At 43.9% G+C, this 20,676-nt stretch carries 28 protein-coding genes; 21 read left to right on the top strand and 7 right to left on the bottom strand.

Translation table 11 applies throughout. The features are described 5' to 3' along the window. The first annotated feature begins 129 nt into the window (after positions 1-129). On the top strand, positions 130-558 hold the full coding sequence (locus ACFQ21_RS05490) for a hypothetical protein (protein ID WP_377575954.1): 429 nt from the start codon (positions 130-132) through the stop codon (positions 556-558). Positions 559-621: 63 nt separating this feature from the next. Here the strand turns inward: ACFQ21_RS05490 and ACFQ21_RS05485 are convergent, their stop codons facing one another. After that, a complete protein-coding gene (locus ACFQ21_RS05485; protein ID WP_377575951.1) occupies positions 622-1,032 on the bottom strand; it encodes a MerR family transcriptional regulator in 411 nt (136 codons plus the stop codon). Between the two features lie 170 nt (positions 1,033-1,202). On the opposite strand from ACFQ21_RS05485, the gene ACFQ21_RS05480 reads away from it, so the two are divergent. Both ACFQ21_RS05480 and ACFQ21_RS05475 read left to right on the top strand, forming a co-directional pair. After that, positions 1,203-1,580 (top strand): hypothetical protein, encoded by a 378-nt coding sequence (locus ACFQ21_RS05480; RefSeq protein WP_377575949.1) that lies wholly within the window; start codon positions 1,203-1,205, stop codon positions 1,578-1,580. Between the two features lie 3 nt (positions 1,581-1,583). Then, positions 1,584-2,492, top strand: coding sequence for an alpha/beta hydrolase (locus ACFQ21_RS05475; protein ID WP_377575946.1), 909 nt, complete (start codon positions 1,584-1,586; stop codon positions 2,490-2,492). 138 nt (positions 2,493-2,630) lie between these two features. On the opposite strand, the gene ACFQ21_RS05470 is transcribed toward ACFQ21_RS05475, so the two are convergent. Continuing rightward, positions 2,631-3,254 carry a GyrI-like domain-containing protein gene (locus tag ACFQ21_RS05470; RefSeq protein WP_377575943.1) on the bottom strand — a complete coding sequence of 208 codons (624 nt, stop codon included), beginning with the start codon at positions 3,252-3,254 and terminating at the stop codon, positions 2,631-2,633. A gap of 103 nt (positions 3,255-3,357) precedes the next feature. Beyond that, positions 3,358-3,570 carry a hypothetical protein gene (locus ACFQ21_RS05465; RefSeq protein ID WP_377575941.1) on the bottom strand — a complete coding sequence of 71 codons (213 nt, stop codon included), beginning with the start codon at positions 3,568-3,570 and terminating at the stop codon, positions 3,358-3,360. A gap of 285 nt (positions 3,571-3,855) precedes the next feature. Here ACFQ21_RS05465 and ACFQ21_RS05460 point away from each other — a divergent pair, with 285 nt between their 5' ends. The 4 genes from ACFQ21_RS05460 (at position 3,856) to ACFQ21_RS05445 (ending at position 7,320) form a co-directional block, all read left to right on the top strand. After that, on the top strand, positions 3,856-5,244 hold the full coding sequence (locus ACFQ21_RS05460) for an ATP-binding cassette domain-containing protein (protein WP_377575938.1): 1,389 nt from the start codon (positions 3,856-3,858) through the stop codon (positions 5,242-5,244). A gap of 80 nt (positions 5,245-5,324) precedes the next feature. Further along, positions 5,325-5,609 (top strand): ArsR/SmtB family transcription factor, encoded by a 285-nt coding sequence (locus tag ACFQ21_RS05455; RefSeq protein WP_377575935.1) that lies wholly within the window; start codon positions 5,325-5,327, stop codon positions 5,607-5,609. Between the two features lie 156 nt (positions 5,610-5,765). After that, complete coding sequence (locus ACFQ21_RS05450) at positions 5,766-6,869, top strand: alkene reductase (RefSeq protein ID WP_377575933.1); 1,104 nt, start codon at positions 5,766-5,768, stop codon at positions 6,867-6,869. 37 nt (positions 6,870-6,906) lie between these two features. Further along, the gene (locus ACFQ21_RS05445; protein ID WP_377575930.1) at positions 6,907-7,320 is read left to right on the top strand and encodes a DoxX family membrane protein; all 414 of its coding nucleotides are present in this window, start codon (positions 6,907-6,909) and stop codon (positions 7,318-7,320) included. A gap of 136 nt (positions 7,321-7,456) precedes the next feature. On the opposite strand, the gene ACFQ21_RS05440 is transcribed toward ACFQ21_RS05445, so the two are convergent. Then, entirely contained in the window at positions 7,457-7,825 is a 369-nt protein-coding gene (locus ACFQ21_RS05440; RefSeq protein WP_377575927.1) for a DUF4260 domain-containing protein, read from the bottom strand. Positions 7,826-7,974: 149 nt separating this feature from the next. On the opposite strand from ACFQ21_RS05440, the gene ACFQ21_RS05435 reads away from it, so the two are divergent. From ACFQ21_RS05435 to ACFQ21_RS05405, 7 genes are all read left to right on the top strand, one after another. Next, entirely contained in the window at positions 7,975-8,406 is a 432-nt protein-coding gene (locus tag ACFQ21_RS05435) for an SRPBCC family protein (RefSeq protein ID WP_377575924.1), read from the top strand. Between the two features lie 92 nt (positions 8,407-8,498). Then, positions 8,499-8,951 carry a GyrI-like domain-containing protein gene (locus ACFQ21_RS05430; RefSeq protein WP_377575922.1) on the top strand — a complete coding sequence of 151 codons (453 nt, stop codon included), beginning with the start codon at positions 8,499-8,501 and terminating at the stop codon, positions 8,949-8,951. A gap of 52 nt (positions 8,952-9,003) precedes the next feature. Continuing rightward, the gene (locus ACFQ21_RS05425) at positions 9,004-9,168 is read left to right on the top strand and encodes a hypothetical protein (protein ID WP_377575919.1); all 165 of its coding nucleotides are present in this window, start codon (positions 9,004-9,006) and stop codon (positions 9,166-9,168) included. 206 nt (positions 9,169-9,374) lie between these two features. After that, entirely contained in the window at positions 9,375-9,893 is a 519-nt protein-coding gene (locus tag ACFQ21_RS05420; protein ID WP_377575918.1) for a dihydrofolate reductase family protein, read from the top strand. Positions 9,894-9,954: 61 nt separating this feature from the next. Continuing rightward, positions 9,955-10,419, top strand: coding sequence for a nuclear transport factor 2 family protein (locus tag ACFQ21_RS05415; RefSeq protein ID WP_377575915.1), 465 nt, complete (start codon positions 9,955-9,957; stop codon positions 10,417-10,419). Positions 10,420-10,477: 58 nt separating this feature from the next. Next, positions 10,478-11,053, top strand: coding sequence for a YkgJ family cysteine cluster protein (locus ACFQ21_RS05410; RefSeq protein WP_377575912.1), 576 nt, complete (start codon positions 10,478-10,480; stop codon positions 11,051-11,053). Beyond that, positions 11,037-11,624: a hypothetical protein gene (locus ACFQ21_RS05405; RefSeq protein ID WP_377575909.1), complete on the top strand. Its 588-nt coding sequence runs from the start codon at positions 11,037-11,039 to the stop codon at positions 11,622-11,624. The genes ACFQ21_RS05410 and ACFQ21_RS05405 overlap by 17 nt, the downstream gene beginning before the upstream one ends. Here the strand turns inward: ACFQ21_RS05405 and ACFQ21_RS05400 are convergent. Next, positions 11,616-11,819, bottom strand: coding sequence for a hypothetical protein (locus ACFQ21_RS05400; protein ID WP_377575907.1), 204 nt, complete (start codon positions 11,817-11,819; stop codon positions 11,616-11,618). The two genes, ACFQ21_RS05405 and ACFQ21_RS05400, sit on opposite strands and share 9 nt — an antisense overlap. 235 nt (positions 11,820-12,054) lie before the next feature. Between ACFQ21_RS05400 and ACFQ21_RS05395 the strand changes: the two genes are divergently transcribed. After that, positions 12,055-12,606, top strand: a complete 552-nt coding sequence (locus ACFQ21_RS05395) for a thioredoxin family protein (protein ID WP_377575904.1) — start codon at positions 12,055-12,057, stop codon at positions 12,604-12,606. Between the two features lie 80 nt (positions 12,607-12,686). Here the strand turns inward: ACFQ21_RS05395 and ACFQ21_RS05390 are convergent, their stop codons facing one another. Together ACFQ21_RS05390 and ACFQ21_RS05385 are read right to left on the bottom strand one after the other, a co-directional pair. Beyond that, positions 12,687-12,815 (bottom strand): hypothetical protein, encoded by a 129-nt coding sequence (locus ACFQ21_RS05390; RefSeq protein ID WP_377575902.1) that lies wholly within the window; start codon positions 12,813-12,815, stop codon positions 12,687-12,689. 277 nt (positions 12,816-13,092) lie between these two features. Then, positions 13,093-14,238, bottom strand: coding sequence for a tetratricopeptide repeat protein (locus ACFQ21_RS05385; RefSeq protein WP_377575899.1), 1,146 nt, complete (start codon positions 14,236-14,238; stop codon positions 13,093-13,095). Positions 14,239-14,369: 131 nt separating this feature from the next. Between ACFQ21_RS05385 and ACFQ21_RS05380 the strand changes: the two genes are divergently transcribed. The 6 genes from ACFQ21_RS05380 (at position 14,370) to ACFQ21_RS05355 (ending at position 20,470) form a co-directional block, all read left to right on the top strand. Then, positions 14,370-14,873: a nuclear transport factor 2 family protein gene (locus tag ACFQ21_RS05380; protein WP_377575896.1), complete on the top strand. Its 504-nt coding sequence runs from the start codon at positions 14,370-14,372 to the stop codon at positions 14,871-14,873. Positions 14,874-14,977: 104 nt separating this feature from the next. Beyond that, positions 14,978-16,060, top strand: coding sequence for a ligase-associated DNA damage response exonuclease (locus ACFQ21_RS05375; RefSeq protein WP_377575894.1), 1,083 nt, complete (start codon positions 14,978-14,980; stop codon positions 16,058-16,060). Positions 16,061-16,110: 50 nt separating this feature from the next. Further along, positions 16,111-17,682, top strand: a complete 1,572-nt coding sequence (locus ACFQ21_RS05370) for an ATP-dependent DNA ligase (RefSeq protein WP_377575891.1) — start codon at positions 16,111-16,113, stop codon at positions 17,680-17,682. Positions 17,683-17,816: 134 nt separating this feature from the next. After that, positions 17,817-18,212 (top strand): OmpA family protein, encoded by a 396-nt coding sequence (locus tag ACFQ21_RS05365; protein ID WP_377575889.1) that lies wholly within the window; start codon positions 17,817-17,819, stop codon positions 18,210-18,212. Positions 18,213-18,422: 210 nt separating this feature from the next. After that, positions 18,423-19,109, top strand: a complete 687-nt coding sequence (locus ACFQ21_RS05360) for an ABC transporter ATP-binding protein (RefSeq protein WP_377575886.1) — start codon at positions 18,423-18,425, stop codon at positions 19,107-19,109. A 5-nt stretch (positions 19,110-19,114) separates the two neighbouring features. After that, complete coding sequence (locus tag ACFQ21_RS05355) at positions 19,115-20,470, top strand: TolC family protein (protein WP_377575883.1); 1,356 nt, start codon at positions 19,115-19,117, stop codon at positions 20,468-20,470. The last annotated feature ends 206 nt before the right edge of the window (positions 20,471-20,676 follow it).

The raw sequence follows: 20,676 nt of genomic DNA, 5'->3' as shown, positions 1-20,676 counted from the left end.
CATCCGTGCACTGTTGTAATCTTTGATTTTGAGACAGAAACAAAGTATCCGAAAAAAATATCGTTGGCACGCGAGCATTCGCTCTATCTGGACCTGCATTTGTAAATGTTGAGGTAAGATTCATTAGCTATGACGACTTTTTTTGAACATCAACGATCAAGTTACAAGCGTAATTACATGCGTAACCTGATCTGTCTGGCTTCCCTGGATGGAAAGCTTGATGAAGAGGAAAGAACCCTGATCCAAAAGATCGGAGCGAAGCGCGGCTTGAAAGTATGGCAGGTAAGTGAGCTGGTTGAAAGCCCGGGAAATTGTGAGATTTTCTTACCTGAATCAATGAACAACCGAATGGATTTGGTATACGATCTCATGCAGATCGTACACATCGACAATGAAGTTACGGAGTATGAAACCGAATTTATGATGACGATAATCGAGGCATTGCATTTGCAGCCGGAGATCGTGAATCAATTAATGGCGATGTTCCAGGAAGGAGTTCCTTCGGTAGAAGAATGGAAAGAGTTTGTGAGTTTTACACGCGAGTGTGAGAACGGATAATTAACGCAGGGAGCCCATCCTCAAGTTGTGAGGCCAGTCTGTTCCAGAGCAGGCTGGCTTTTTTTATTTCTCCTTCTTTACGCCATTCACTTTGCCGCGTACCAGCCGTGTTACATCGCATACACCGGTTTCGCATTGATCGATCATGATCAGTAAATTATTTTTTGTGCGCGCCAGCTCGTCCAGTTGCTCCTGAACAAGTTTGAGTTTTTTTTCAAGATACTTCTTGGCGCGTTTAGGGTCCAGTGATCCATCGTTTATCAAGGTGATGATGCCGCGCGCTTCTTTCAGTGTAAACCCTCGGGCCGTAATTTCTTTAATGGCGGTAATGCGACTAAGCGTTTCTTCCGGATACTCCTTGTAATTGTTTTTACGTCTCGATTGCTCAGGCACTTGTATCAACCCGAGTTTCTCATAGAACCGGATCGTGTGTCTGGACAGATTTGTCTTTTGTGCAAGTTCACCAATCAGCATAAGCAACTGTTTAACGAGTGTAGAGTATACTCTATGGTTGTGTTTGATACTTTAAAATTAATACATCCTTCGAAAATAAACCATGCATTTCCTCTTGACAGTCGACTATACTCTACGCTATACCTTCGTTGTACGAAATCAATTTTCTAAATGCTTAAACAAAAAAGATCATGAAACAGGTTGGATTAATAATGTTGCTTTGCTTCACCTCGTTCTATGCCATCGCGCAGAGTAGTGTTGAGATACCCAAAAAAGAATTTACAGTACATGCCGATGCGCAGGCTGTAGACATTGCTGCCGGCAGCACCGGGAAAATAAATCTGCAGATCATGCGGTCGAAGAATTTTCAAAAGTCGGAAGCATCGTTTCGTGTTGCATCATCACTTCCGGAAGGTATAACGATTCGTTACGATGCACAGAACGAATCTGATTATGCAGCGGTTATCACTACAACAGCGCAGGTAACGCCCGGTACGTACCAGGTCATTATGAATTGTACCATTCACAACAAGACAAAAGGTGTTATTGTAAAACTCAAGATCATATAATGCATGGAGACTGTGATGAACAATACCGTGGTGAACCGATCTGCAGCGACATCAGCTAAAAAGAAATTTCACATCCCCCTGGCTATACGCTTTATCCGCTGGACGTTGCCGCGACTGGAGATGATCGCGCCTCGCTATGCACACAACTGGTTTGTGGATTTGTTCTTTAGTCCGCCACGGTATACTATACCACAGGTTGAACGTGAAGTGTTACAGCAGGCACAACGATCAAAACTATATATAGGAGATGTGCCAATAGAAGTATATACCTGGGGAACCGGGCCTGCTGTTCTGCTCGTACACGGTTGGGCTGGTCGCGCTTCTCAATTCAGAAATTTTGTTCTGTATTTAACCGATCGCGGTTACCAGGTTATAGCGTTTGATGCACCTGCACACGGAAACTCCAAAGGTAATCGAACCAATATCTTCCAGTTCAGGGATGCTATTCTTCAACTTGAAAAAAGGGCCGGAGCGTTTCGTGCCATCGTTGCACATTCTATAGGGGGCGCTGCTGCTATATTTGCGTTGGCGGAAGGTATAAAAACGCAAACGGTAATAACCATTGCTACGCCTTCTATCGGTGATGAGATCATCCACGAATTTGCACTGCGCATCAACGGCTCCGCAAAGGCTGAGGAAAAGTTGAAAGCTCATATCCTGAAAACATTTCAACGCCCGTTCCATGAGTTGATGGCTTCGCATTTCGCGCAGCAGTTAGATCAGAGTATAGACTGGCTCATCATCCACGATGAACATGACAAGGAAGCCTCGATGCAGAATGCACAGCGACTATACGAAGCGTATCCGCGAGCTACAGTTAAAATCACATCTACTTTAGGACACACGCGTATTCTGCGAGATGAAGAGGTTATTGCAACTTGCCTGAACTTCATTGAAAATAGAACAGTGTAGGGAAAGTTCATCCCCGCGGAAATTGCAGATATATGCAGGAGATTCGCATTTAACCTCTGCGCCAATCTGCTATATCTGCGGCAAAAGAAAAACGTCACGGCCATATATACTATACGTTCGTGACATTTTTTATTGATATCACTTCACCGGCTCGCGTAAAATAGTTTTGAGTTTTTCCGGTGCTGTCTTTCTGAAATCTGAAAGGTATATTTCGTGGTGGAGGCCGTTTTTCTTCAGGTTATGTTTTTCTATAAACTTTTGCATTTGCAGTAAAGTTTCAGGTTCCCGATCGAACGGTCCTACATGCAACATTTGAAGCACTTTGCCTTCGGCTAAAGTATATAAAGATGTCTCTGCTACGCTGGGTATATTTTTCTTTTTCGATACCGTTGCTTTAGCTTCTTCCACCATCGCTTCAGTGACAAAGTCAGGCATGCGTATCAGTAAACGCCAGTACCATTCGTCACGTGGTATACGTAGTGGAGCTTCCTCCATGGTTAGTGTTCCAAAGCGTTCGTCATCAAACCACCACAGTCCTTCGAGTTTGGGCACTGTAAAATCGTGTGCCGTTGCTTTTGCCATAAACTTTATCGCATACGCAACCGGGTATAGCGTCTCCAGTTTGTCTGCAAATGCGCGCGAGGAGGGATCTCCTTTACCGGTTATTGTCAGGTATGGTACAGATGGGAGTTCTATAATTTCTGGTTGTTGCTTGGCAGTATAATAGGATTTAAACTTTTTAGTGAGGTCTAACTTTTCCATACGTTGTTTTTGCACAAAGTGAATCTCACCCGGTGACAACACTATGTCAGTTGAGGTATGGGAGTTAAAATAATTTTAAGAAACAATGTGAAAGCAAATCCACTTATAGTTCATCAGGCTTTTGAAGTATTTCGTCCTGCATCTCGGCTAATAGTAAATCGGCATTGATGTGAATCGATTTACTCAGGCGATATTCAGTAGCTATATAGTCAATCCAGGCTGTAACGGATTTTTGAGGGACATGCGCAAGGAGCCAGAGTAAAACTTTGCGGTCTATCTCATCAAGTTTAAAGAACTCCAGTTTTTCGTTTTCCATGACTGGTAGGGGTAACGGTAAGAGCGTGGTCAATTTAGTACTTTATGACAAGCTTGTGAAGAAGCTTTCATAACTTATTCATCTGTTATAACAGCATTTGAAATACGGATACCAGAAAGCCGTATTTCGTTTGCATTTATAGTGGTATACCCTATACCCGACAGGGCTTATTTAGTAAGCTATAGTTATGTAGTATACGTATATTCTAAATTTATGTGCCTGCATTTCATGGATTAATGCACTATAATTCTTTCTATTTTCAGAAGGGCGATTAGTTTTGCTTCCATGATAGAACTGAGGAATGTAGAGGTTGTAAAGAACGGCAGGCGTTTATTTGAGACTCTCAATTGGACTATAAAACCGAACGAACATTGGGTTATAGCGGGGCCCAACGGTAGTGGAAAAACTATATTGCTGGAACTTATAGCCGGTAACGCACACGCAGCGCACGGTGAAGTGGTATATGATTTTGTGAACGGCAATACATGGGATGAACGGTTTATTCAGCGGAAACAAAACGTGCACTATATTCCTGCACATGCCATTCAAACATTCCTGCAGCACCACGAGTTGTTTTATCAGCAGCGTTACTATAGTATAGGAGATGAACGTATTCCGCGGGTGCGCGATCTGTTTGGCGATGATGTGGCGAGACTGCATGCGCTCGATTTTCCGCCAAGCTTCAACATCGATGGGTTATTGGACATTGAAGTAACAAGGCTCTCCAACGGTCAGCTCAAGAAGGTGCTGATTCTTAAAAACCTCGTGCGCGACTTGCCAAAAGTATTGCTGTTCGATTACCCGTTCGAAGGATTGGATCACGCCAGCCGTAATGATCTGATAGTTTTTATGGATCATCTCGCCATTACGTATGGTATACAGGTTGTGCTGGTAGATCATGAACATCACCTGCCTGCTGTAATAAACCGAAAACTTGTACTCAATCAATTCAAAATTGTTTCGGAAGAAGAAGTCAGGCATCAGCCGGCTTCGGTCATTCCAAACGATACTATATATAGCTATACAAACGGCTCGGGTACGCCTGTTGCCGAAATGAAGAATGTTACCATTCGCTATGGCGAGAAGGAAATCATCAGCAACCTTAACTGGAAAATTTATGCCGGTGAACGTTGGGCGCTAACCGGACGAAACGGTTCTGGTAAAACCACGTTGTTCAGTCTCATCTTTGCCGATCACCCGATGGCTTATAGTCAGAAGGTATATTTGTTTGGCAAGCGCAGAGGGAGTGGTGAGTCCATTTGGGACATCAAGAACCGCATTAATTACCTGGGGCCAGAGCTGATCAGTTATCTGAATCCTCAGCACATTACCATGACGGTAAAAGAATATATGCTGGGGCAGCAAAAGACCATGAGCGTTGCGGCACTGGAGCGTGTCATTGCCTTTTTCGATGCACAGTCATTTATAGCAAAGCCGGTTAAGCAACTTTCATCGGGACAGCTGCAGTTAACGCTCATTATGTTGAGTCTGCTGTCCGATAAAGAATTGATTTTGCTGGACGAACCTTTTCAGTTTCTGGACACCAATACGAAAGATCGCGTGAGTCAATATTTACAGGAGCATCTGCACGAAGACACTACGCTGGTGCTGATCACACATTATGAGCAGGACATTGCCCGTTGGACGAAGCAACGATTGCATTTGCAGCGTTAATAGTGTGCATACGTGTGGCTGAACCTTTTTGTGTGTCTTTGTGTACTTAGAACATATTGATATATTTGCATTTATTAGCGATGGCACTGAGCACAAAACAAATCGAAAAGATCTCCAAGGCATTGGGAGATAGTAATCGCCTCAAGATCCTTCAGCATATTTCCAAGAAGGGTGGTTGTGGTCACTGTTCGCAAATACAGGAAGAAAGCGAACTGGCACAGCCTTCTGTAAGTCACCACTTAAAAGTATTGATCGAAGCCGGTCTTATTGAGCCAGAAAAGGAGGGTAGAAACCATAAATATATTCTGAACGAGAAGGTGTTGAAGGAGTACACCCAAAGCATTAACCAGTTGAAATTCGTGTAGTTATATTTTTTTTATAAAATATATTGAAGAATTTCAATGCATCGATGAACTAAACGAGAACGTTTCGCATTGTAGAGTTTAACTGGCCTGACCGGCCACTTTTTTTAAATTAACGTATTGAAATATTTAAATGTATTAATTAAAATCCCTTGGCATATGAATACTAAAACTGCATTTTCCGCTCATCAATTAGGAGGTATAGCATTGAATAATCGTCTCGTAATGGCTCCGATGACACGCAGCCGTGCGCATGACAACAAGCCGAACAAATTGATGGCGACATATTATGAGCAACGCGCATCTGCAGGGTTGATTATATCAGAAGGAGTTTCTCCTTCACCCAACGGTTTGGGCTATGCACGCATGCCGGGTATTTTTTCAGAACAGCAGGTAGATGCCTGGAAACAGGTAACCGCAGCCGTACACCGCAGAGGCGGAAAAATATTTGCACAGCTAATGCACGCAGGTCGCATGGCACACGGACTTAATTTACCAAAAGGTGCACGCGTACTCGCACCATCTCCCATCGCTGCTGATGGACATATATGGACTGACCAGGAAGGCAAAAAAGAATTACCGATACCACAGGGAATGAGTGCAGGACAGGTAGAGGAAGTTATTGTTGAATTTATAACCGCTGCGCTGAACGCCATTGAAGCAGGCTTTGACGGAATTGAACTACACGCAGCCAACGGATATTTACTCGAACAATTTTTATCACCACACACCAACAGACGTACCGATAATTATGGTGGAAGCATTGAAAAACGCAGCAGGCTGTTACTCGAAATAGCAGAAGCGGTAGGCGATGCTATCGGCAGAGATAGAGTGGGTGTGCGTATATCTCCATACGGTGTAGCAGGCGATATGCCAAACTATCCGGAGATTGATGAAACCTATACATATGTGGCTACGAAGTTGAATGATCTCGGCATAGCGTATATACATATAGCGGATCACAGTGCCGGTGGTGCACCCGAAGTACCGCTTACATTGAAGCGTACCATTCGCGAACAGTTTACCAACACCCTTATTCTTTCCGGTGGATATACTATATCCCGTGCGGAGGAAGATCTCACATCGGGCATCGCAGATCTGGTAGCATTTGGTAAACCATTCATCAGCAATCCCGATTTAGTAGAGCGCCTGAGTAAAGGATTACCGCTCAATATTAAACTGGATGCCAGCACACTATACTCTTCAAATGCAAAAGGCTATACCGATTACCCGGTGTTTGAAGAAGAGATGGTCAATGCCTGATCAACAACAGAAACCTACTTTAAAAACTATATAATTTATGTCAGCTAAAATCAAATCAGTTGCAGTAATTGCAGCACGTGTTGTATTGGGACTTATCTATTTTGTTTTCGGTCTCAACTTTTTCTTTCACTTTATACCAATGAACGGCCCTACACCTACTCCACAAGCTGAAGCTTTTACTACCGGGTTGTTTCAATCAGGATACTTTTTCCCATTCCTTAAAGGACTGGAAGTGATATTCGGAGCCCTGTTGCTGGTGGGATTATTCGTGCCGCTCTCCTTGGTAATTTTAGTGCCGGTAAGTCTGAATATACTGCTATTCCATGTATACCTGGCACCGGAAGGCTCCGCGATGGGCGTAGTTATACTACTCCTCAACTTGTTCCTCGCGTGGGCATATCGCAGTGCCTTTAAACCATTGCTTGCCAGCAAAACAACTGCAAGCTTGTAAGCAGCACACACTTTATATATATCCAGTATCGCAAACCACGGTCTGCGATACTTTTTTATTTATATATAATACCATTCCAACTCAACCAGACCCTATACCCACACTCCCCACACAAACTTCCCGACTTCCGGACTTTTTACTTTTTACTTCTTACTTCTCTCCCAATCTCCCCCAAATGCGTAAACCTAAACCCGCTCTCATACTTCAACCCATATCCCAGCATCCGGTCCATCGTAGCGTGCGAGAATAGAATCAGTCCGATAAACTCAACGACTATATTTCCGAGAAAATATCCTCCAAGCCAGACAATAACTGCGAGGGCACGATGGTGAGCTATATTGTAGAGCCAGGCCCCCGTTCTGGCATTATGTATATACCCAATCATGCTTATGTCGGGCAACAAGATGCAGCCCGCGAACCACCACCAGCTCAAACCAAGAAAGTTAAACAGCACCAGCGTTGCCAGAAACATTATAAATTCTTCGAGTTGGATAAGTTTTTTCATGTGTGATAATATGATAGAATAATAAATCGATAGGTGAGGAGGTAAAGTAGCAGATTCCGGACGTTCCTGAAAATTTTAGAATCTTTTAAAAACTTGTTGACATACCGTTGTCACGGGCGGGGTGTTGCTTTATGGAAAAATCAAACCGTATGCGATCCATTCATCAACAAGTAGAAATTAACTGGCCGGTGCGGGCGCTGTTCAACTATGTGTCTGACATCAGTAACAATGCATCGTGGCAGCAGCGTGTTGAAGACACGGAATGGCTGAACGATGAGCGTAACACTTCTGGCGCTCGCTTTAAAGAAGTACACGCCAATGGTAAGTCGCACGTACTATGCGAGATAGCTGAGTTCATTCCATATCAGAAACGTTCGGTGGTTAGTAAGAACAGAGCTTTTCAATCGACCTGCACGTTCGAGTTCGAGCCCTGCCACAGTGGTACCGTTATGAAGGTTACGATGCAGGCGCGTGCCCGTGGTTTGTATAAACTCTTTGATCCTTTTGTTTCGAACCGGTTCCTCGAAGAGCGGTCGCGTGATATTTTCCGGTTGAAGGAAATGCTCGAGCTCGAAGATTAATCAATTTTCTTTTTTACTGATGACACAGGGCTGTCATGTCGCGATCGTTGATTTACAGAAATATAGTTCATAACCCTCTAAAAACTATGACCATGAAAATTAAAGAAGTTAAACCAATCAATTTTTTGTTCTTCCGTACGGAGACAAAAGTAGAAGAGCTTCATGCTTTTTTACCGATAGGACAGCAACTTTTCCGTGAAGCTGTAAAACAGCAACTGAGTATTACTGGTCCTGTGCACTGGCATTACTATGGATTTACGGGGGATGAAAGTAAACCGTTTACGTTGGAGGTAGCACTGCCTGTAGCCGATGTTCCGCACGACTACGATGGCGAGTTTCACTTTAAGCGAACCGAGGCCTTCAAGTGCGCTACGATGGAACACGAAGGTGCGTGGAACCTGATGCCACAAAGCTATGGCAAGCTCTTGCAATATATAGCCGACAACAAACTCACACCTAAAGCCGTGAATCGCGAGATCTACGTGAATGTCGACTTTCAACATCCGGATGCCAATGCAGTAGAGATACAGATTGGTGTTCAATAACAGAATAACTGTGCTATACCTGGTTAAACTATACACCTTGAAAAATCAGACTATGAAAAAGATAATTATCCTGATCGGTATACTGGTCGGCCTTACTGCTATATTCATAGCGTACTCGGCTCAGGGCAAGCGATTACTGGAAGCTGCACTGAAAATGGAATCAGGGAATATACCGTTGATCTGTTTACAATACAGTGAAGCATATGAAACGAATTGAATCCGCGCCACAGATCAGCTGCTTTCGCATATAGGCGGAAAGTCTGGCAATCGCGTTACAATACGTTTTGAAGAACTGGGATAGATCGAAAAAGATCCGCAGAGCAAACATTTTCTGATTACAACCCAAGGTGAAAAAGAGTTTAAAAAAACTGGGAGTAGACACTGCAGACCGATAACTAAAACAAACATAAGTATATATAGCAGATGAGAAAAATAACATTAGGACTTGCCGTAACATTGGATGGATATATAGAAGGACCGAATGGTGAATACGACTGGTGCTTTACCGACCAGGATTATGGTATAACAGAATTTGTAGAAAGCATTGATGCTATATTTTACGGTCGAAAAAGTTTTGAGATGGCCGGAGGAAACCTGTATCCCGATAAGAAGGCCTATATATTCTCTAACTCTTTGAAAACTGTACAGGAAGGAGCTGAGCTGGTATCCGGAGATATCATTGAGGCTGTAAAGAAGATTAAACAACAACCCGGTAAAAATATATGGTTGTTTGGTGGTGCCAGTCTTACTACAGCTTTTATCAACGCAGATCTTGTTGACGAGCTCTGGTTATCCATCCACCCGTTGTTGTTAGGCAGTGGTAAACTTTTGTTTCAGCAGATACGCGAGCGCAAATACTTTAACCTCGTCAAGACAAAGCACTATGAAACCGGACTGGTATCGTTGTGGTATACGCGGCAGGAGCAAGAGTTGAAGAAGTAATTTTCAGGGTGATGTTTCCGTTCGTCAGTATTTTGTTACTTTGATGTAAATGCTGAATGAAATGGAGCACAAACAACTGATTGAACAATTCTATACCGCGTTTCAAAACCGCGACTATACCACGATGCAAAACTGCTATCATGCAGACGCTACATTTCACGATCCGGCATTTCAGGATCTTCGCGCAAATGAAGTCCGGGTGATGTGGCAGATGTTGTTAACGTCAGCCAAAGATCTGAAGGTATCGTTCGATAATGTGCAGGCCACCGGCAATACCGGTTCGTGCACCTGGCAGGCGTGGTATACTTTTTCCAAAACAGGCCGGCCGGTGCATAATGTTATCCGGGCATCATTCGAGTTCAAAGAAGGAAAGATACTTCGCCACCGCGATTCATTCGATCTTTGGCGTTGGTCGCGGCAGGCGCTGGGAGCTTCCGGTTTATTGTTGGGCTGGAGTCCATTGGTGCAAAACAAGATTCACAGCAATGCCAAAGCTGCTCTTCAGAAATATATAGCAGGCCGTTAGCACTACAGATCATTTATTCATTTTTCGGTTAGCAATCCTTTCTTCGTAACTTTGTGCTATGGAGTTGGAAGAAAAAGTACGGGCGGTAGAGGAGGTCTTTGAAAAGCTCGATCGTGAGATCGCTTCGTTTCAGTCCTGGTCAGGACTTCACTGTGCGTGGGGTTGTGGCAAGTGCTGCTACAAGGCCGATATTGAAGCTACCATTCTTGAGTTTCTTCCATTTGCACATTATTTATACCAGCAAGACCTGGCCTATGCCTGGTTTGAAAAATTACAGGGTAACGATTCTTCTCTTTGTTTGATTCTTAATCCGACACAGGGAGGCGCAGGTTTATGTTCCGAGTATAAACATCGCGGATTGATCTGCAGGCTGTTCGGGTACTCTGCGCGAACTAATAAATATGGTAACCGCGAACTCGTTACCTGCCAGATTATCAAAACAGAACAGGCCGGTAATTATCAGCAGGCTTCACAAAAGATAGAAGAAAGCGAAGGAGAATTGCCGGTAATGAGTCATTACTACATGCAGCTTCATGCTATTGATTTTGAGTTGGCACGAGATTTTTTCCCGATTAACGAAGCCATGAAGCGGGCAATTGAAGTTATATTGCATTATTATGCATACAGATCGTAGCATATTTTCAGGAAGAATAATTTTATCAGCGCTGTTACTCTTTTGTACAACAGCACTGGTTGCTCAGGTTAGTGACTCTTCCAGTTCAAAGCCCTTTCAATATTACTGGACCAAACCACGGCTTGTACCCAAGGTTGGCGTGGGTGTACAAGACCGCGCTTTCTTTGAAGCCGGAGTATACTGGCAGAATATTTACAAGCATCCGTTAAGTCTTGCATCGAAAGGTCCTTATTGTACCATCGATATATTTATTGATGACAAGAACTTGCTGCTGGGGCCGAAGCTTGGTTATGAATTTACTGCGGGTATATTGGGCGTTGCTGCAGACATGACTTACTTCATTGATCGTAACTATAACGATGCAGGCCATGATCGTAAATCATTAGTGTTTACACCAAAAGTTGGCTTAACGATTCTGGGGTTTGCTGATTTCTTTTACGGGTATCAAATACCTCTTTCTGATGTTGAGATCACCACGATATACCGGAACCGTTTTTCTCTGGTATTTAATCTTAACCGCGATTACTTCAACCTGAAGGAAGCTCCGCGCAGATCAGGTAGATCAAAATAAAATCACTGTCATTACTTTTTCAGCAAAGCTATCGGCTGTAGAAACGAACGATGGTAACAATCCGGGGTGCGTAATGGTATAGGATGAAAGCTCGTGCGACTGCCGGTTCATGATGGTGAAGAGAATAACAATAGCCACCGCCACGATGATGCCGATGATAAGTGTGAGTTCGCGGTATGTAAAATGTTTTTTCACGCCATTCCTCTTTACCAACGGTGTGCCAGAGGTAAAAGACCGCTTTTTGGTCTGATCCTTGATTTGTAGCACAGTATGTTGTTCACTTATGAACATGGCGTCATTATATTTTCGTACAGAGATTACCGTCTTTATCGGAAAAGGTTACTACCAGCCGCCTGGAAATGATTAAGCACCGACAGAGATTTATTTAATCACTAAATTTGTTAACTACCAAGGCATAGGATTACAGCGTATGAAGAAAATATTATTAACAGCTACAGCACTGATTGGCGCGATGATGATCACCTCGATGACGTTGATTGGACCAACAGAAGCGATCGAAGAGGGACCTGTAAAATGGATGACCTTTGCAGAAGCGTTGGAAAAATCGAAGAAGAGCAAGCGCCCGATCTTCATCGATGTTTATACGGACTGGTGCGGCTGGTGTAAAGTAATGGATAAGAATACATTCAGCGATCCGAAAGTAGCGCAGTTACTGAACGAGAAGTTTTATGCCGTGAAGTTCAATGGCGAGCAGAAAGAAGATGTTGTGTTTAACGGCACTACATTCAAGTTTGTACCCAGCGGAAGAAACGGATATCATCAACTGGCAGCGGCACTGCTCAACAACCAGTTAAGTTACCCAACCGTAGTATTTCTCGATGAAGACTTCAAGATGATTCAGCCACTTCCGGGCTATCGGCAGGCTCCTGAGTTTCACATGATTGCCCAGTACATTGGCGAAGGGCACTATAAGAGTGTGAAATGGGAAGAGTGGCAAGCGAAGTATAAATCTCCGTTTTAAGACATAGGAGAGTACGTAAACAAAAAAGCCTTCATGCAGCAGCATCAAGGCTTTTTTGTTTTATAGCATGTTGATCTGCGTTAGTCTTTCTTCTGTTCCTTTTTAACTTTAAGGAAGTCTACATAGCCGAGGGCAGTTGCAAACCCTACGATTACAGCTACGATCGCGATGAAAATATTAGCTCCGTCTCCAATAAACTGTTGAAACATGGTTGTAGTTGTTTAACGGCAACAAAGGTATGTGTTGAACCCTAACCATGAAAGCATTTATGTTTAAAAAATTAACGTGCTTGAAACGGTTTTGACCCTCAGCAAGTTTCGTCCCCAGGTCCCCTAAACTTCAATCGATAGCACCGATAAGGACATTTTTAGACTTCCTGATTTTTCGGACTTCCCGTCTTTCTATACTCCCCGTCATTTTTGTCGCTTCCGGTCTTCCAAACTTTCCGACTTCTCGTCCTCCGGACTTCCCGACTTTCGGACTTTCCTAAACCCTCCGAATCTTCCTCCTATGAAAATAAAAGTTCAGCGCACCCAAAACCACGAGCCCTGCTAAAATGAAAAGCACAATGAACAAGCGGCTGTTACGAAGTTCAAGTTTGGTTATCTCGTCTTGCTGCTTGAGCAGATCGAACTCCTTATCCTTTTGCTGAAACTCCATGATCATTTCCATCTGCGCGATGTTACGGGTACTCTCTTCGCCATAGATCTTTTCACGCGTCTCATCATATTTCAACTGCGCTTCATACGCTTCCTTCCACTTGCCGAGGTTCGAGTAATTTTCGGCAATGGTTTTGTAAATGGTAGGATGGAAAGCATACGCCTGCAACTCGTTGGAGAGTAGCAGTGCTTCATCCAGGTATATTTGTGCCGGCTTCGGCTGCTTGGCTTTGGTATAGGTAATGCCCAGGTTGATAATAATGTTCAGCGCACCCAGCTTGTTGTTGCTTTTGCGTTCAAGCTCAAGTGCCTTCTCATAATTTTCAACAGCACGCTGATAGTTGTTCTGGCGGAAGTATAGGTTCCCCATGTTCATCAACGGATCAGCGTATATATTCCCTTTCTTCTCGCTTAGCTGGTATGCCTGCGAAAAGTAGCTCATGGCTTTTTCATATAGCTGTATTTCGCTGTGCAGGTTGCCGAGATTGTTCATTGAGCGGATGATCTTGTCTTCATCCCTCATCTCTACAAACAACGCGTACGATGCTTCCATATATTTCATAGCCTGCCCGTAGTCTTTCTTCATGGAGTAGATGGTAGCTATATTACTCTTGGTGGTAGCTATACCTTCCTTGTTGGTCAGCGATTCGTAGATGCGCAGCGAGGTAAGGTAATATTCCAGCGCCTTATCCAAAGCGCCTTGTGTTTTATAGGCTATACCGAGGTTGTTATAGGCGGCAGCCTGTCCTTTCTTGTCGTTGATCTCGGTAGCGAGGTTCAGGGCTTCACGCGCATAGCCAACCGCGCGTGCCGGGTCCTTTTCATGATAAGCTCGGAAAAACTCATTGAGAGCCTTTACCTTATATTGATTCTTGGCGGTATCGAGGGCAGCTTGAAGACTGTCAGACTGTGCCCATCCAGACAGCACGATAACGGAACAAAGCAAGAGCAGGCAGAGCTTTTTGTGGGTCATAAGAGTTGTAACAATACAGTGATAAAAGTAAGAAATATTTTGGCAGCGAGAGCGCATTATGCCCGTTAACGTAAATGTTATTCGGTGATTTGCGCGCTTTATACCATCTTTCGGTTACGAATATATTCTTTATGAAACACTGCTACTGCCTGATCATCTTCACATTCGGATTTTTTATTGCGGCATCTGCTCAAAAGAACACGATAGCTACAGACGAAGCGGCCGTGCAACAGGTAATTGCCGATCTCTTTAAAGGAATGGAGAAAGGTGATAGTGCGTTGGTGCATTTAACCTTTGCACGCGAAGTGACGCTTGCTACCATGGCACGTAATAAGAACGGTGATCCTATACTGCATCGCGAGTCTTCGCTGGACGGTTTTCTGAAAGCTGTGGGCACGCCACACCAGGAAACCTGGTACGAGGAAATCTGGAACCTGAAGATTCAGCTCGATGGCGATTTTGCACAAGCGTGGTGTGACTATGCATTCTATATCGATAAAAGTTTCAGTCACTGCGGAGTGGATGCCTTTCACCTGCACAAGGGTAAAGATGGCTGGAAGATCTTTCACCTGGCCGATACACGCAGAAAAACAGGATGTGACATCCCTAAAAAAATACAGACCAAGCATCAGTAGGGTTTGACGTTTTATTATTCCTGAAAGCATTCATTCTTGAATCTTAACCGGCCCGGTATATCTTTTTAGCAGATTACTTGTTAAACACCTGAAGTTTAAACACTATGGGTTTACTTGAATTTACAGAAAGAGGCATTTACTGTCCGAAGGCCGATGTTTACCTCGACCCGTGGAAGCCGGTAGATCGTGCTGTCATTTCGCATGGGCACTCCGATCATGCCCGTTGGGGACATAAAAATTATTTGTGTTCCGCTACGGCCGCTCCTGTAATCCGGCACCGGCTTCAGCTTGATACCATTGAGACAGCAAATTATGGTGAACCGGTATACATACACGGTGTTCAGTTTTCCTTTCATCCTGCAGGACATATACCCGGCTCTGCCCAGATTCGTGTAGAGCATAAAGGTGAAGTATGGGTTTTTACCGGTGACTATAAACTTGAACCTGATGGACTCTCGGAACCTTTTGAATTAGTGCGATGCCAGAACTTTATAACCGAGTCAACGTTCGGGCTACCGGTTTATCACTGGAAACCGCAGCAGGAAATTTTTGACGAGATCAATGCATGGTGGAGGAAGAATCAATCCGAAGGAAGAGTATCAGTAATAGCAGGATATACTTTGGGAAAGAGCCAGCGGCTGTTAAAAAATGTAGATGTATCCATTGGCAAAATTATAGTGCATGGTGCAGTAGATGCCGTTAACCAGGTAATGCGACAGCAAGGTATAGCTTTACCGGAAACACATCGCGTTACCAAAGATAGCAGGAAGCAGGATTTTGATGGAGCATTGGTGATATGTCCTCCATCCGCAGTAGGTTCTCCCTGGATCCGCAGGTTTCTGCCGTACTCCCTTGGTATAGCTTCCGGTTGGATGAGTCTTCGCGGAGCCCGTAGAAGGAGGGGAGCCGATCGTGGGTTCCCGTTATCCGATCATGTAGATTGGAAAAGTCTCAATATAGCCGTGCGTGAAACCGGTGCTGAAAAAGTTTTTGTAACGCATGGATACTCCGAAGTATTCTCGCAATGGCTGAATGAGAATGGTATAGAGTCGCACGTGGTAAAAACAGAGTATGAAGGCGAATTGAGTGAAATGGTGGAAGGAACAGCTACGACTCCTGCCGGTGCCGGTGAAAATATACCAGTCACTACAAATGATACTCCAAATGATGATACAGAGCAGTTGTGATGCTTGACTATATATATGATACAGGTTTAGATACGATGGTGTGATATACTATGAGGAACTTCGCGCAACTCTTTACGGATCTCGATCGCACGACCAAAACACTTGGTAAAATAAAGGCATTGACAGAATACTTTCAGAAAGTGTCAGACCACGATAAACTATGGTCTATAGCCTTGCTATCGCATCGCAGGCCGAGGCGTACTATCAACACAACATTGCTCGGTACATGGGCATCGGAGCTTTCAGGTTTACCTGCGTGGTTGTTTGCTGAGTCGTATCATGTAGTAGGCGATCTTGCTGAGACCATTACACTTCTTCTTCCGGAAACTGCTGAGCAATCGGATGAGTCACTCACCTATTGGATCGACTTCATTCGTTCACTGGAACCATTGACCATCGAAGAGAAAAAAGGAAAAGTATTGTGGGCCTGGAACAGACTCGATCAAACTGAACGATTCGTTTTCAATAAATTAATTACCGGTGGATTTCGCATGGGGGTATCACAACAGCTCATGGTAAAAGCGTTGGCAAAACATACGGGTACACGTGAAAATATAGTAGCACATCGCCTGATGGGAAACTGGTCGCCCGAGACTGATACATTTCAGCAACTGATGCTGGAAGAAGATCAGAAAGATATATCCAAACCCTATCCATTTTACCTGGCGTATGCACTGGAAGGTGAAGTATATACCCTGGGAGATCCGCAGGAGTGGTTTGCCGAACATAAGTGGGATGGCATACGCGGACAAATTATCGTGCGCGATCGCCAGTTGTTTGTGTGGTCGCGTGGTGAAGAACTTGTTACGGATAAATACCCGGAGTTTGCAACGCTGCTGGATATACTTCCGGATGGTACGGTGCTGGATGGCGAGATACTTCCGTTTAAAGATGATCAGCCGTTATCATTCAACCACCTGCAAACACGCATCGGCAGAAAAACACTGAGCGCTAAAGTATTGAAAGAAGTACCCGTGTCATTTGTAACGTACGATATACTGGAGTGGGAAGGTATAGATATACGTAATTGGACAATGGAAGCACGCAGGCGAAAAGTAGAAGAGATCTGCTCTGCCGAACATCCGGTATTGAGACTTTCGGCATTGGTGAATTTTGAAACCTGGGAAGAGCTTGCGCAGGAACGTTCGCGTGCGCGAGACTTGTTCAGCGAAGGCATTATGCTAAAACGCAAAGAATCTATATACCGTAACGGACGCAGGAGGGGAGACTGGTGGAAGTGGAAGATCGATCCATTTACTGTAGACGCTGTGATGATCTATGCCATGCACGGTGCTGGCCGCAGAGCCAATCTATATACCGACTATACATTTGCTGCCTGGGATGGTGAACAACTTGTTCCTTTTACAAAAGCCTATAGCGGTTTAACTGATGATGAAATTCGTGAAGTAGATCGCTGGATAAAACAAAATACGATCGAGCGCTTCGGACCGGTGCGCAGTGTAAAGCCCGAACTTGTATTTGAAATTGCGTTTGAAGGTATAGCGCAATCAACGCGTCACAAGTCCGGTATAGCATTACGCTTTCCGCGTATCAGGCGGTGGCGTAAGGATAAGCCGGCCAGTGAAGCCGATCGCATCGAGAACCTGCGTAAGCTCTTGTAGGCGTTAATCGTTATCCGTTATTCGTTAACGGTTATCTGTTGTCTGTCGGCTGCTATACGGATAACTTATAACCAATAACGATAACGATAGAATAACTTTTCCTATATTCACTTATGCTCCGGTGGTATATCATAATGCTATTCGTATTGCCTGCTGTTGCAAAGGCACAGAGCGAGTCGCCTGACGAAATCAGGATGAGCATTTACTTTGGCGGAGGCAGTTACGACATAGACGAATTTCAGGCTACTGAACTATACCATTGGCTGGACTCTGTTCCCAATCTTCTGGAGAAATACCAGATACATCTGATCAGTCATACCGATCCCATTGGAGGAAAGCAGTTCAATGAATGGCTCTCTAAAATGCGAAGCGAATCAGTGCAGCATTTACTCCTGAACAAACAGATCCCCGAGCACAAGATCACGATCAAGAACTGGGGACTTGAAAATCCGGTCTACAGCAATCAAACTTATTCAGGTATGCAGATGAATAGACGCGTTGACGTTATTCTGTACCCGATTGTTTTCTGATGTTCGTTTCTGTCCGATTTAGGACACCGTTTTGCACAACCGGACGAGCACATCCATTGTAAATCTTCATTTTCAGGCATTCAAACGCTAAAAATCCATTGGCACATTGTTGGCAAAGGGGAGACTCGGAAAGGATTATGTATTTTAACACGTATTGAAAAAAATCTATCGTGTCTAAAAATTCTGATCCCAATGCCTCAACCACAAATTATGATTAAACTACGTGATATCGACAAGTACGTGGACTCTCGTTTCCAGCGCACTTTTATTCTGAAGGGTGTAAACCTCGATGTTCAACAAGGTGAATTTCTAACCATCATGGGGCCGAGCGGTGCCGGTAAATCTACGCTGATGAACATCATCGGTATGCTCGATGAACCTTCTGCCGGAGAGTATTATTTCTTTGATGAGCCTGTGCACAAGATGAAAGAAAAACAGAAGTCTGACATGCACAAAAATTATATAGGCTTCATCTTTCAGGCCTATCACTTGATCGATGAACTAACCGTATACGAAAACATAGAAACTCCACTGCTCTATAAAGGTGTAAGCGGAAGCCAGCGTAAAAGCATGGTAGCAGAAATGCTCGATCGCTTTAACATGGTAGCCAAGAAAGATCTTTTCCCCGAGCAGCTTAGCGGAGGTCAGCAGCAGTTGGTAGGTATAGCACGTGCTATTGTTGGTCAGCCTAAATTATTACTGGCCGATGAACCTACAGGTAACCTGCACTCCGATCAGGGTAAACAGATCATGGAGATCTTCCAGAAGCTGAACGAAGAAGGTATAACTATTATACAGGTAACACACAGCGAAGAGAATGCACGCTATAGCAAACGCATTGTTCGCGTTGGTGATGGAGCCATCGTATCCGATGAAAAGGTATTGGTAAATGCATGAGTAACATGAAGAAAAAATTACTGACATTACTTTTTGCAGGATCGGCAATAGCAGGGTATAGCCAGCAGCAGCCAACTGCTCCTGCAGCATTGAGTTTCAAAGACGCAGTGAAAATTGGTTTGGATAATAACGTAACGCTGAACCAGCAAAAAAATCAGCTTGAGTATACACAGATTAACAAAACGTCTTCGCTGCTTCAGCTTGGTCCGAGTATAGAAGCGAACGGAAGTGCTTATCGTAACGATGGTAACTCCTTCAACCAAAACCGGGGCGAAGTTGTCAACGGGGTGATCGACTATGTGAATGGATCGATCAGTGCCAGCATGCCTGTTTTTAACGGACTATATCAGTTCAATTCATACCGACAAGCGAACAATGCCAATGAAGCGCAGCTTCACCAGGTAAATCGATCATCACAGGATGTTATTCGGGATGTGTCTAATCAGTATCTTCTGTGTATGTTGGATCAGCAACTGGTACATATCAACGAAGAGAATGTTCGTACACAACGCATACAGTATGACCAGATCAAAGCGCAGGTTGAGCTCGGCAGCAAAGCTGAAGCGGATCTATATAACCAGGAGTATCAATTGAAAAACGCAGAACTTACTTTGGTACGTTCGCGCAATACCTATAAGAATGATAAAGCTAAACTCGCAGTTACATTACAGCTTGATCCGATAACATTTGAAATCTCCGATGTTGATTGGGATATAAACAGTGTAATGATTGATAGCTTGTCGCTGAATGAGATGTATGCTACAGCTGTTGATCGCAGAAGTGATTTGAAGCAAGCTGAGTTTAACGAGAAGGCAGCACACTTCGGATATTCTGCTATGAAGGGAAGGTATATGCCAAGTTTATATGCAGGTGCCTCGTATGGTTCGCGTTATAACTATGTATATGGAGGACAAGACGAGAATCGCTCTTTCAATGATCAGTTCACGAAAGACAATACACAGCTTAGTTATGGTTTAAGTATAACGATACCCATCTATAACGGTTTACGCTACAGAGCACAGGCGGCACAAACAAAAGTTACATACGAGAATGCAAAGATAGCATCCAAGAATACAGAGATTGTTGTAAAGACCGATGTGTTGAATGCCTTCCAGAATTTTAACGATGCCAAAGCAGCGTATGAAGCTTCAGAGGCACAGCTACGTGCTGCAGAACTATCATACAAAGTGGAAAAAGAACGATACGACCTTGGCATTTCAGACATAACACAACTTACCGTGACGAACCAGGCATATGTGAAAGCACAGGGAGACTTTCAGAGCTCTAAATTTACACTGATGTTTCAACGTCTGTTGATCAATTATGCGATCGGTACATTGAAGTTTGAAGATATTCCATAAGAAAGAATTTTTCACCCAACCCCTAAAAGGCCCTTTCTGCTTGACAGAGGGGCTTTTTTGTTTCCTTCCGAAAACATCAATGCAAGAGATTTACACCTTGTTATAATTTTGTATCTTTGCACCCCTGTTCGGTTGAACGGGCCTCTTCATAAGTTTTGAAGGGTGATCTAAAACAAATTTGTAGCGACTCAGCCCGGTTAGCTACA

The organism is Ohtaekwangia kribbensis, assembly GCF_042676245.1.
Lineage (GTDB): Bacteria > Bacteroidota > Bacteroidia > Cytophagales > Cyclobacteriaceae > Ohtaekwangia > Ohtaekwangia kribbensis.
This window is presented reverse-complemented; position numbering and strand designations above follow the sequence as displayed.